Source organism: Prolixibacter sp. NT017 (genome assembly GCF_009617875.1).
GTDB lineage: Bacteria > Bacteroidota > Bacteroidia > Bacteroidales > Prolixibacteraceae > Prolixibacter.
Window position 1 is genome coordinate 3,753,335 of the sequence record NZ_BLAV01000001.1, and the last position, 13,172, is coordinate 3,766,506.

Here is a 13,172-nt window from a genome sequence, read left to right on the forward strand (position 1 = left end):
AATGAAAAGACCTCTTGTACTCACCGCTATTTTAACGATGATGGTTCTCTCATCGTATGCTCAGCGCCCTTTTCGCCTGACATTCGTTGCCAACCCACAATTTTCGTGGTTAACCTCCGATTCGAAGAGTGTTAGTAACGACCAGGCTCACCTCGGATTCGATTATGGTGTTGAAGCCGACATTTTTCTCGGGAACGAAAGTTATGCGCTGACGACCGGTTTAACGATGAACCAGACAGGAGGAAACCTGATTTACCAGACCGGACAGAACTTTACGTTTGCCGGCGAATCGCTTCCTTCGGGAACGCAAATCGAGTATCGCTTGAAATACCTTGAAATGCCCCTGGCTATTAAGCTTCGATCGAAAGACTTTGGACGGCTAAATATCTACGCACAATTCGGATTGACAAACTGGCTGAATATTAAATCATCGGGTACCAGCAGCGACGGAACACTGAATGACGCCAGCATCAATGATGAGATTAAAATGTTCAGCATGGGCCTGAATATTGGTTTTGGTATCGAGCACGATCTGGGTGGGAACAATGCCCTCACAGCCGGTGTTGTTTACAACAACGGCTTCACCGATGTGACCTCCAATCCGTCTGTCAACGACAACACCAACCTCAAAACGCTGCGGTTTCGCCTCGGATTCATTTTTTAATTAGATAACTGACATTAAGCATACGCTGAAACAATGAAAATTGCGCTGGCTCAACTCAATTACCACATTGGTAATTTTCAGGATAACAAGGAAAAAATCATCCGCCATATCGGAAAAGCCCGTGAAGCGGGGGCCGAACTGGTCGTTTTCTCTGAATTGTCGGTAACGGGATACTACCCGCACGATTTGCTCGAACGAAAAGAATTTATCGAGCATTCGCAGAAAACCATCGAAGAAATTGCCCGGCATTGTACCGGCATTGCAGCGTTGGTGGGCGGACCAAGTATCAACCGGAGCCCGAAGGGAAAAATGCTGTACAATAGTGCCTTTTTCCTGAAAGACGGCAAGATTGAAAGCGTGCACCACAAAACTTTGCTGCCGACCTACGATGTTTTTGATGAATACCGCCATTTTGAGCCCAACCGTAATTTCGAATTGATCGAGCTGAACGGCAAAAAGCTGGCGGTGACCATTTGTGAGGACTTGTGGTACAACCAACCGGTGCTAAGCGCTTTCGGACGGGAAAAACTGTATGCGGTTTCCCCGATGAAGGAGTATGCCAAACAAAACCCTGATTTGGTTATCAACCTTTCTGCATCGCCGTTCTCCTACAACCAGGAAAAACTCCGCAAAGACATTTTGCTAAACAATGCCCGCGATTTCAATATCCCGATTGTTTACGTCAACCAGGTGGGAGCGCAAACCGAAATCATTTTTGATGGCGGGTCACTCTTTATCGACGCCAATGGCGATGTGGTCAGTGAAATGGCTTATTTCGAAGAGGACTTTCGGATTATCGATACAGAAAATACCAACTCGAAGGACACCTTACGCGAATACGAGCCGATTGAAAAAATTCACGATGCACTGGTTTTAGGTATCAGGGATTATTTCGGGAAAATGGGCTTCAAACAGGCAACCCTGGGACTTTCCGGCGGAATCGATTCGGCTGTTACCGTTGTGCTGGCTGTTTTGGCTCTTGGACCTGAAAATGTGCGTGTGTTGCTAATGCCTTCTAAATATTCGTCGGAGCATTCCATTACCGACGCCCGCGATCTGGCTGAAAATCTGGGAATTCAGTATGAAATTGTCAATATCCACGAAATGGTCGACGCTTTCGATCATTCACTGGCTCCGGTTTTCGAAGGACGAGAGCCCGATGTAACCGAAGAAAATATACAAGCCCGCATCCGCGGAACACTAATGATGGCCATATCCAATAAGTTCGGACATATCCTTTTGAATACATCCAATAAAAGTGAAGCAGCCGTTGGCTACGGAACGCTGTATGGCGACATGAACGGTGGCCTTTCGGTTTTAGGCGACGTATACAAATCGGATGTATTTGCCATGGCTCGCTTTATGAATCGCGAGCGGGAAGTGATTCCGGAAAATACGATCATCAAGCCGCCGTCGGCCGAATTACGACCTGATCAAAAAGATTCAGATTCGTTACCTGATTATGATATTTTGGATAAAATTCTTTTCAACTATATCGAGTTGGCCAAAAGCCCGAGAGAAATCATCGAAATGGGATTTGAAGAGGACACGGTTCACATGGCTGTGCGAAAAGTTAACATAAACGAATACAAGCGATTCCAAACGCCTCCAATCCTTCGGGTTTCCTCTAAAGCATTCGGCTTTGGACGTAAAATGCCACTGGTCGCAAAGTACCCTTATTGACAATATTAAGGTTTTATATATGGCATTTCCTCAGACCTCTTAAATCTGAGTTTACAATTCCTTCAAATTAATTTTATATTTGGATTAATTATTTAACTTTGATGCTGTATAACATAAATGCCCGAATTATATGTTTAGTTCAAACTTTGACCTCGAAGGTCAATTTGAAGACAACAAAACAATATTTTATCTCCTGACTCCCGAGGAGAAGGCAGAAGTAGAGAAACATCAGACCTTAACCTATTACAAGAAAAATGAGTATATCTTCAAAGAAGGTGACAAACCTGCCGGAATGCAGTACCTGAAGGAAGGTAAAATCAAAATTTTCAAGGAAGGGGTTGGCGGTCGCGAGCAAATCATCCGGATGGTTAAACAGAACGGTTTGATTGGATACCGGTCCTTACTTGCCGATGAAATGCATAATGGAACTGCAGTGGCAATTGAAGAGTCCGCCATCATCACCATTCCTCCGGATATTCTTTACAATGTATTGTTGCGCAACCACGATTTTTCGCTGGCACTGATGAAAGATTTGGCCCGTGAGTTAGGTTTTTCCAACCAACGAACGGTTAGTCTCACACAGAAACATATCCGGGGACGTTTGGCCGAGTCATTATTGCTTCTTCGCAACCAGTATGGTTTCGAAAACGACGGCATGACGCTGAAGGTTTACCTGTCGCGTGAAGACATTGCGAACCTTTCGAATATGACAACTTCGAATGCGATTCGGACACTTTCGACCTTTGCCGGTGAAAAAGTAATTGCGATTGATGGCCGGAAGATCAAAATACTGGATCTGCAGCAATTGCAGCGCATCAGTAAACTGGGATAACAAAATCAGTTCGACACATATCTAATCGAAATGCCGGTCCGGAGTCATACGAATGACTGCCGGACTTTTTTATTCTGCAAAGTACACGCGTTTCACCCGTTGTCCGACGGAAGTTAACACCTCATATGGAATCGTGTGCAAAGTTTCAGCCACTTCACTTACCGGAACTTCTTCACCGAATACAATCACCCGGTCGCCTTCCTGAACACCGATACCGGTTACATCAACCATGCACATGTCCATGCAAATATTCCCAACGACCGGCGCCTTTCGGCCTTTTATGCTGACGTATCCTGCACCATTACTCAACAAACGGTTGAAGCCGTCGGCATAACCAATGGGCAAAACAGCAATTTCCATTGCTTTATCTGCCACACCTTTTCGGCCATAGCCAACTGTTTCGCCAGCTTGCACGGTTCGTATCTGTGAAATAGTGGTTCTCAGCGTTGCTACATTTTGTAGCTCATTTTGTATAAACGAACTCACACCGTAGAGTCCAATCCCCAACCGAACCATATCGTATTGCCTTTCGGAAAAACGCTCTATTCCGGCTGAATTCAAGATGTGTTTTAATATTTTGTAATCGAATCCGTCAGTAACAATCTTGCTCAATGCATCAAAGCGCTGAAACTGCTGCTCGCTGAATTCATCTTCGACCGGTTCATCAGAAACAGCCAGGTGCGAAAACACGGAACGTATATATATAGTATCGCGAGACTGCACAAAAGCAACCAACTCTTTCAAATGTTCTTCCCTTTCGAATCCCAAGCGTTTCATACCCGTATCGAGCTTGACGTGGATGGGAAAATTACGCATGGCATTTCGTCGGAGTGCCGCTTCAAAGTCTTTCAATAATTCGAGTCGGTAAATATTCGGCTCCAGCCGGTTTTCAATCATCGCATCGAAGCTGTGTTCTTCAGGGTTCATCACCACAATGGGAAGTTCGATGCCTTCCCTACGAAGCGCTACCCCCTCGTCGGCAATTGCCACCGCCAGATAGTCTGCGCCGTGAAACTGCAATACACGAGCCACTTCCGTTGAACCCGTTCCATAGGAAAAGGCTTTTACCATAGCCATGATGAGGGTATCCGGCTTCAATTTTTGACGGTAAACTTTCAGATTATGTGCCAGTGCTGACATATTAATTTCGAGCACTGTTTGGTGCACTTTCTCCTGCAGCATGTCCGAAATCAAATCGAACCGGAATGTCCGTGCTCCTTTTAGCAAAATCACCTCATCGTGAAAATGCCTTCCATTCAGGTGTTGCAGAAAATCGTCCGTGGAATTATAAAATGCCTTGTCACCTACCGGGAAAAGCTCCTGGTGTTGGCTGATCTTAGGGCCGATGCCGATGAAGCGCTCCACCTTTCGTAAAGCGAGATATTCTGCCACTTGACCATAAAGTTGTTCATCGGGAATGCCTGACTGCAAAATATCTGATAAAATAACGGTACTACGTTTACCACTATTCCCGGCCTGCTGCTTCAAAAAATCGAGCGCATTGAGTAATGAACCGGTATCGGAGTTATACGAGTCATCAATTACGATAGCTCCATGCTGACCTTTCTTCAGCTCCAGCCGCATAGCAACCGGCGCCAAACGCGCGAACCGCGACTCGAAACTACCCGGCTCGTATCCCCTCGCCAGCATGGTTGCCCAGCAATGAATACCATCTTCTACGTAAGCATCGTCGGTAAAAGGAAGGAAAATTTCGACTTCACGTTCGTTGAAGATTGCTTTTAATTGCGAGCCGTCCTTTTGTCTTTCTTCTTTACCGATATACAAGTCGGCACTTTCCTCTTCACGCGACCAGCGAAAAAGTTCAGCACTCCAACCTTCAGCCTTCTTAGCATCAACCGCTTTTTGCAATTCATCGAAATCCGAGCAAAAAACGAAATGCTTGCTGCGATTAAAAAGCTGCAGTTTTTCCTGAACCAAGTGACGCTGATTCCGGAAGTTCTCGAGGTGAGCCTGCCCCAGATGAGTGAAAACACCCCATTCAGGATGCAACAGTTTTTCGAGTTTCTCCATTTCGCCGGGTCTGGAGATACCCGCTTCGAATATGGAAAGATTGAATTGCTTGTCCATCAACCAGACCGAAAGTGGATTTCCGATTTGCGAATTATAGCTGCGCGGACTGCGAATGATTTTGTACTCCGGGGCCATCAACTCGCTCAGCCACTCTTTCACAATGGTTTTGCCGTTACTTCCGGTTATTCCAATAACCGGATAATTAAAACGGTTTCGATGGTAAGTTGCCAATTTCTGAAGAGCTTCCAACGAATTGGGTACACGGATAAAAGAAGCGTCTGTCAACTCCGAATCTTCCGGAATATCTTCAACGATAAAAGCTCTGACTCCCCGCAAGTACGCATCCCTTACGTATTGGTGACCGTCCCGCAGATTCCCTTTCAGGGCAAAAAATAACGTTTCAGGTCCGGCCAGAATGGTGCGGCTATCGAATGACAAAAAACGGATTGGCTTCGCGTTTTTTTCTCCGTGCAACTCTCCATCTGTAATCTCCAATACATTTTGTAAGGAATAGGCTGTCATAAAGCTTTATTTAGTCGCTTCGCGGTAGCATGACCGACAAAGCGGTTCGTAGGCTTCTTTCTCTCCCAAAACCACCAGCTTGTCCGCATCCGTCAAACGGTGGCTGTAATGGGCTAAATTTCCACAACGCATGCAAATAGCATGTACCTTGGTGACATATTCGGCGCAAGCCATTAACCCCGGCATGGGACCGAACGGTTTGCCACGAAAATCCATATCGAGTCCTGCTGCAATCACACGGACACCCTGATCGGCCAGTTTCACACACACTTCCACAATCCCCTCATCGAAAAACTGCGCCTCGTCGATGCCCACAACATCTACATTACTTGACAACAAAAGAATGTTCGAGGAGTTCTCAACGGCTGTTGAACGAATGGCATTTTCGTCATGCGAAACAACGTCAGTCTCTGAATAGCGCACATCAACAGCCGGTTTGAATATTTCCACTTTCTGCCGGGCAATTTCGGCGCGGCGTAACCGGCGAATCAATTCCTCGGTTTTACCGGAAAACATGGACCCTGCAATCACTTCGATACAGCCATGTTTTGTTTTTGCATTTAGGTTCGTTTCGATAAACATGAGGTAAAAATAACCAAATTGTCACCGACCTCAGAGATTCTTTTCCCACAATTGAACGAAATATGTTTTCAATCATTTTTCAACGGCGAGCAAAGCAAAATTAACCACCGATGATTAAGGATTAATAACGAACAAGATACACGCAGGACCTGACTTTTTTATACTTTTACTTTCTCAAATACGAATCGCAAATCATCGTACATATGGAAGCCTCAATATTGTTGCAAATCATTAAGGATGACATCAAAATATTAAATAACCTGGCAGCTGATTTATACACAGATACCGGGCTCACTTCGGATGAAGTGGAGATTGTTCTGGCCCGGGCCCGAAACGTCGTGAAAGAACTGGAATTGCTGAAGTCGAAAGTTGTGGAAAAAGCAGAACCTTCCGCAGTGAAAACTTCACCGGAAAACCGCCAAAAGGTTGAAGAAAAGACTTTAGAATTAGAAGAAGAGGCTACTCCGGAAGTGAAAAAAGAAGAAATAACAAAAGACGAAAAGCAACCAGAAAGTAAAAAGCCCAAAGAACCTGAACAGGCAGAGACTGCAGCTGAAGAAAAAGAGGAGCCGGTTTCCGAAGAACAGCAAGAAGACCCAGACATGGAGTTGCTTGAAGTTGAACAGGAAAACAAGAAAACCTTAGGCGAATCGGTGGCAGCACAACGTTCGATAAACGACCTGATTGGTGAAGACTACAAGGAAGATTCGTTCACAAACCGACCGCTGGGAAGTATCCGTGAAGGCATCAGTCTGAACGACCGGTTCCTTTTTGTGAGAGAGCTTTTTGGTAACAACAGTGACAAGTTCAACGAAGCTGTCGACAAGCTGGATCGGGCCGAGAACATTCAGGAAGCTGTCCATTTCCTGAAATCAAATTATAAATGGAGTAAGACGGAAACCAGTCAGAAGTTTTTGTCATTGGTTAAACGCCGTTTTTTAAGCTAATACTATGGGAAAATTATTCCTCATCCCCACTCCTATCGGGAATCTGGAAGACATCACCTTCCGGGCCGTGAGAATTCTGAAAGAAGTGGACCTGATTTTGGCAGAAGATACCCGGACTTCGGGAAAATTATTGAAACACTACGAAATCGAAAATAAAGTCACTGCTCATCATAAATTCAACGAACACAAAACTGCCGGCCGTTTTGCCGAACGAATTCTGGCAGGCGAAAATATCGCCCTGATTTCAGATGCCGGAACTCCCGGTATTTCTGATCCCGGTTTTCTTTTGGTGCGCAGTTGCCTGGACATGGGAGTCGAAGTGGAATGCTTACCCGGAGCAACGGCTTTTGTGCCGGCTCTTGTTAACTCAGGTCTTCCCTCTGATAAGTTTTGTTTCGAAGGATTCCTCCCTCAGAAAAAGGGTAGACAAAAAAGATTGACCGAACTGGAAACAGAAGAGCGCACCATCATTTTTTACGAGTCACCACACCGCCTGTTGAAAATGCTGGAACAATTTGCAGAGCATTTTGGAGAAGAGAGACAAATTTCGGTTTCGCGGGAGCTTTCAAAAATACACGAAGAAAATGTACGCGGCACCATTGCCGAGGTAACCGCTCATTTTACAGAAAAAGGGGTAAAAGGCGAGATTGTTGTGGTCCTGGAAGGTTTGCAACACGCCCTGAAGAACAAAGACAAAAATAAAAACGAAGGTAATGGGATGATTTAATTCATCTCGCTCACGATATTTGATTTCATGAAACAATACAAACACCTGTTTTTCGACCTGGATAATACGCTATGGGATTTTGAAACCAACTCGTACGATGCTCTCGAGAGTGCTTTTCAACAATTGGGCTTACTGACAAAACTTGATAGTTTCGAAGATTACTTCAAGGTATATTTCCGTATTAATCACCATCTGTGGGAATTGTATCGAAACCGGGAGATTACCAAGGATAAGCTGACGGTCAAAAGGTTTGAAGATTCTTTACAGGAATATGGATTACCTCAACTGGGGAAAGGGGCTGAAATCAACGAGGCTTATTTGTCCCAGATGCCACTGAAAACTCAATTGGTTGAAGGAGCCCGCGAAGTTCTGGAAGCTTTGCATAAAAAATTCAAAATCCACATCATTACCAATGGCTTTCGTGAAGTCCAGCATCAAAAGCTGGCAAACAGTCAATTGGACCACTTTTTCGACAAGATATTTATATCGGAAGTAATCGGAGCCCCAAAACCGAGTCGCGAAATATTTGAACATGCCCTGAAATCAACCAATGCCCGCAAACAGGAATCATTGATGATAGGAGACTCATGGGAAGCCGATATAAAAGGTGCGCTTGAATTTGGCATTGATCAAGTCTTTCTGTCCGATGATTTCTCAGACAACCTTGCTCAACTACTTGAATCGCCTCAGACTCAAAAAATCGAGAATAAAAAGACAGAATATATTCATCTGACCAACGGACGCACCTCCACTTATTTTATTCATCAGCTTCCGGAATTATTGGATGTTGTGTATTGAATCAGGCAGTGCCTCTGATTTTTTTCATCGTACTACCCAAAAGCCACAGTCACCAACGATTTAAAGCATTTTAGGGATAGATACTAAAAGATTGTTACCCAAAACGCATAAACACCAGCGAAATTGACTATATTTGTTTATGTGAGTTTTGGATGCTAAAACGTTTTTTATCTCCCACTTTCGGTTACGTATTGAAAGTGTATTCGATATAGCACATAAGCCACTAACGCTCTTTAAAGCTGATTTTATGTCTTTAAAAAATACGACAAATGACAGGAGCCCAATCCGCTAGTTACTCATAGATTAAATTCGAATACAACAATCACACACACAATCTCTCCGGGCTCCTGTTTTTTATTTCAATTTTTCTAATTACCCCTGCAAATGGTTAACAATTTAAAGCTGGTATTCATTTCAGATTAAAACCGACTACTTCCAGACTGACTCTTTTCAAAATACAGTCTTTTCATCATGAGACCACTCCATTTTTACGAACCAAACACCAAATTCAAAATTTTCAAACAACCACCCCCTCATCCTAACAGCATCCCGCAAAAAGTAAACACACATTTGCCGAACCCACCCCCTAAAATCAGCAGCTGAATGTTAATTAAAAATTACTTCTCTGTTTATATATTATTTAGATTGTGTCTAAATTAATATAGCGATTTATGTTTTAGAATGATTCTGTACAACATGAAAAATCCTCACATTCTGACAATTTCAAATTGAAAAAGGCAAGAAATGACTTCAATCATGGTTAAAAATCATTCTTAATACCCCTCTCATGAACTTTCCTAAAGTATCTAAAAAGTTGCATATAAATTTCATTTGAATATATTTGCATCCGGTAACACTTTTTAACTAATGCGTTTATATTAGTTATGATTTAGAAGGAAGGTGTACCATAATGTAACCGACTTGGCGGAGTCGGTCAGAAAGAGAAAAATTTAATATTGATTGATGCCCGGTAAAATACCGGATGAAGGGGGAGGCATGGTTCTAAAGCCATGTAAGGCCAGATTCACAAATCTGGAGCGTGTGTAATTCTTAGTCCGTAAATGCTTGTAATTTTTATAACCACCTGAAAATTGGGAATTAATGCTTACTGTTAAACGTTAAAACTATTTTTATGAAAAAATTTTCGCTGTTACTTGCTCTCCTTGGGTTTCTTGGATTGCAGGTCGTTTTTGCACAAACCAGGGAAATTTCAGGTCTTGTGACTTCCAGCGAAGACGGAAGTTCAATACCTGGAGCATCTGTTGTTGTTAAGGGTACCACTTTAGGTACGATTACCGACATGGATGGAAAATTTACATTGAAGGTACCGGAAAATGCGGCTGCCTTAACTGTCACTTTTGTGGGAATGAAATCACAGGAAATTCCCCTTACTTCTCAAAGTACTTACACAATTAAACTGGAACCGGAAAACGTTGCCGTGGACGAAGTGGTTGTAACCGCTCTCGGTATTTCCCGTGAGAAGAAATCTCTGGGATACGCTGTACAGAAGGTTAGCGGTGATGATCTGAGCACGGTGAAGACCGATAACTTCGCCAACCTGCTTTCAGGTCGTGCTGCCGGTGTACAGATTAAAGCCAACGGTAACATGGGTGGTTCTACCAACGTTGTTATTCGTGGTAATGCGTCATTGACCGGTAACAACCAGGCACTGTTCGTAGTAGATGGTATTCCGATTAATAATTCGACGACAAACAACTCGGGGCAACAAACAGGACGTAATGGCTACGATTATGGTAATGCCGCATCGGATATCAATCCCGATGATATCGCTTCGATTAGCGTACTGAAAGGTGCTGCTGCAACTGCACTTTACGGTTCGCGTGCAGCCAACGGCGTTATCATGATTACCACCAAATCAGGTAAGAAAAACAAAAAAGGTGTAGGTGTATCAATCAGCTCCAATCTCACAGTTGGAACAATTGATAAAACAACGTTTCCCAAATATCAGCACAATTACGGCGCTGGTTACGGCCCCTATTATAGCGGGGGAAAATATCCGGGTCTTTCAGAAGCTGACATTAACGGAGATGGAACTCCCGACCTGGTTGTCCCTACGACCGAAGATGCATCGATGGGAACAAAATTCGACCCAAGTTTGATGGTTTATCAGTATGATGCATTTGTTCCGGAATCGCCGAACTACGGCAAGGCTACCCCTTGGGTTGCTGCTAAAAATGGTCCGGATACATTCTTCAACACCGCTCTCACTAAATCGAACAGTATAGACATTAGTGGTGGAGGCGATAAATCAACTTTCCGCTTAGGATACACAAACTTCGACCAAACCGGTATTATGCCAAACAGTGAATTGAAGAAAAACAACTTCAACTTCAATGCTACGTATAATATTCTCGATAACCTGAAGGTTACTGCCATGGCCAACTACATTAACACCCAAGGCAAAGGTCGTAACTCAACCGGTTATTCCGATAACATCCTGACTTCTTTCCGGCAGTGGTTTGAGGTAAACGTTGATATTAAAGAACAGGAAAGATTGTTCAAAGAAACTGGACAAAATATTACCTGGAACCGCCACTCTCCAACCAGCGGCACCCCCGAATACTGGGACAACCCTTACTGGGTAAGATTCAAAAACTACGAAAAAGATAAGCGTAATCGGTTGATTGGTTATACAAAGCTAGACTGGACAGCCACTGACTGGATGACCTTGACTGGTCGTGTTTCTGTCGATACTTACGACGAACTGCAGGAAGAAAGAAAAGCCGTGGGTTCTGTTGCCGGTGAGTTTGGCGTTGGCCGTCCTGATGTAACGTCTGGTTATTCAAGACTGAATCGCTCGTTCATCGAAACCAACATCGACCTGATGGCCAATTTCAATAAGAATCTGACAGAAAAACTCAATCTGACAGGTCTGCTCGGTATGAACATTCGCAAAACCAAGATTGACCAGGTTTATGCTTCAACCAACGGGGGATTAGCAGTTCCTGATGTATATGCATTGAGCAACAGTACATCTCCTATGTTGCCTCCGGATGAACTTTACAGTATCGTTCAGGTGAATGGTGTATTTGCACAGGCTTCATTAGGCTATGACAACTTGTTGTTCCTTGACGCCGCTATCCGCAGAGACCAGTCATCAACACTTCCTATTAATAACAACGCTTATTATTATCCGTCAGTTTCAGGTAGTTTCATCTTCTCGAATTTGGTACAAAACGACTGGCTATCATTAGGTAAAGTTCGTTTGAACTACGCAGAAGTGGGTAACAGTGCACCTTTCGCTAGCATTAGAGATACCTACGTACAGAATTCTCCGTTCAACGGTAACCCAATGGTAACGGTTCCGAATACGAAAAACAATGAAAACCTGAAGCCGGAGAAAACAAATAGTTTGGAAGCCGGGTTGGAAATGAACTTCTGGAACAACCGACTTGGGTTTGATATTGCTTACTACGACAACCGCTCAGTCGACCAGATTATGCCCGTTGCAATTTCTTTAGCAACAGGATATTCAAGAAAATATGTAAATGCCGGTGAAGTACAAAACAAAGGTATTGAATTACAATTGAACGCTTCGCCTGTTGTTACTAACAAATTCCGTTGGGATATTAATGTAAACTGGTCGAAAAACGACAACAAGGTTATTTCTCTGGCCGAAGGTGTAGACAACCTCCAAATTGCAGCGTTGCAAGGTGGTGTCACCATCAATGCCCGCGTAGGTGAACCTTATGGAACGATCCAGGGTACTGACTTCGTTTACAAAGACGGGCAACCGGTTGTTGGTTCAAACGGTTATTACGAAAAAACTTCCACTTCAGATATCGTAATCGGTAATGTGAATCCCGATTGGACTGGCGGTGTAAGCAACACTCTGACATATAGCAATTTTGCATTAAGCTTCCTTGTTGATGTACAACAAGGTGGTAGCGTCTTCTCACTTGACCAATGGTACGGAATGGCTACCGGCCTTTACGCCGAAACGGATTTTACAAACGATCTGGGTAACCCCGTGCGCAACACAATTGCAAACGGAGGAGGCCTAGTTCTTCCTGGCGTTAAAGAGGATGGTACACCCAACGACATCCGTGTCCCAGGTAATGACTATCGTGTATTCGGATACTCCAAAAACCCGAATAGTAAATTTGTATATGATGCATCTTACGTGAAACTGCGTTCGGCATCGCTGACCTACAACCTCCCGAAAACATTGCTTAATAACACCTTTATTACTGGTGCTTCATTGAGCGTTGTAGGCTCGAACCTTTGGATCATTCACAAAAATCTTCCGCATGCCGATCCTGAAGCAGGCCAGGGTGCCGGTAATATTCAAGGATGGCAGAGTGGTGTAATGCCCACTACCCGGAATATTGGTTTTAGTGTAAAAGTTCAATTCTAAACATCGAC

General features: G+C 43.8%; 9 protein-coding genes. 7 read left to right on the top strand and 2 right to left on the bottom strand.

The features are described 5' to 3' along the window. The first annotated feature begins 1 nt into the window (after nucleotide 1). The 3 genes from GJU87_RS15670 (at nucleotide 2) to GJU87_RS15680 (ending at nucleotide 3,179) form a co-directional block, all read left to right on the top strand. A complete protein-coding gene (locus GJU87_RS15670) occupies nucleotides 2-664 on the top strand; it encodes a porin family protein (protein WP_153640349.1) in 663 nt (220 codons plus the stop codon). Nucleotides 665-697: 33 nt separating this feature from the next. Beyond that, nucleotides 698-2,347 (top strand): NAD+ synthase, encoded by a 1,650-nt coding sequence (locus GJU87_RS15675; protein WP_153640350.1) that lies wholly within the window; start codon nucleotides 698-700, stop codon nucleotides 2,345-2,347. A gap of 130 nt (nucleotides 2,348-2,477) precedes the next feature. After that, entirely contained in the window at nucleotides 2,478-3,179 is a 702-nt protein-coding gene (locus GJU87_RS15680; protein ID WP_025863260.1) for a Crp/Fnr family transcriptional regulator, read from the top strand. Nucleotides 3,180-3,248: 69 nt separating this feature from the next. On the opposite strand, the gene GJU87_RS15685 is transcribed toward GJU87_RS15680, so the two are convergent. Together GJU87_RS15685 and GJU87_RS15690 are read right to left on the bottom strand one after the other, a co-directional pair. Next, nucleotides 3,249-5,732, bottom strand: coding sequence for a bifunctional UDP-N-acetylmuramoyl-tripeptide:D-alanyl-D-alanine ligase/alanine racemase (locus GJU87_RS15685; protein WP_153640351.1), 2,484 nt, complete (start codon nucleotides 5,730-5,732; stop codon nucleotides 3,249-3,251). A 6-nt stretch (nucleotides 5,733-5,738) separates the two neighbouring features. Beyond that, nucleotides 5,739-6,314 (bottom strand): thymidine kinase, encoded by a 576-nt coding sequence (locus tag GJU87_RS15690; protein ID WP_153640352.1) that lies wholly within the window; start codon nucleotides 6,312-6,314, stop codon nucleotides 5,739-5,741. A 203-nt stretch (nucleotides 6,315-6,517) separates the two neighbouring features. Here GJU87_RS15690 and GJU87_RS15695 point away from each other — a divergent pair, with 203 nt between their 5' ends. From GJU87_RS15695 to GJU87_RS15710, 4 genes are all read left to right on the top strand, one after another. Further along, nucleotides 6,518-7,261: a hypothetical protein gene (locus GJU87_RS15695; protein ID WP_153640353.1), complete on the top strand. Its 744-nt coding sequence runs from the start codon at nucleotides 6,518-6,520 to the stop codon at nucleotides 7,259-7,261. A 4-nt stretch (nucleotides 7,262-7,265) separates the two neighbouring features. Further along, complete coding sequence (gene rsmI / locus GJU87_RS15700; RefSeq protein ID WP_153640354.1) at nucleotides 7,266-7,988, top strand: 16S rRNA (cytidine(1402)-2'-O)-methyltransferase; 723 nt, start codon at nucleotides 7,266-7,268, stop codon at nucleotides 7,986-7,988. Between the two features lie 27 nt (nucleotides 7,989-8,015). Continuing rightward, nucleotides 8,016-8,786 carry a YjjG family noncanonical pyrimidine nucleotidase gene (locus tag GJU87_RS15705; protein WP_153640355.1) on the top strand — a complete coding sequence of 257 codons (771 nt, stop codon included), beginning with the start codon at nucleotides 8,016-8,018 and terminating at the stop codon, nucleotides 8,784-8,786. A 1,132-nt stretch (nucleotides 8,787-9,918) separates the two neighbouring features. Next, the gene (locus tag GJU87_RS15710; RefSeq protein ID WP_153640356.1) at nucleotides 9,919-13,164 is read left to right on the top strand and encodes a SusC/RagA family TonB-linked outer membrane protein; all 3,246 of its coding nucleotides are present in this window, start codon (nucleotides 9,919-9,921) and stop codon (nucleotides 13,162-13,164) included. Nucleotides 13,165-13,172 lie beyond the last annotated feature (8 nt).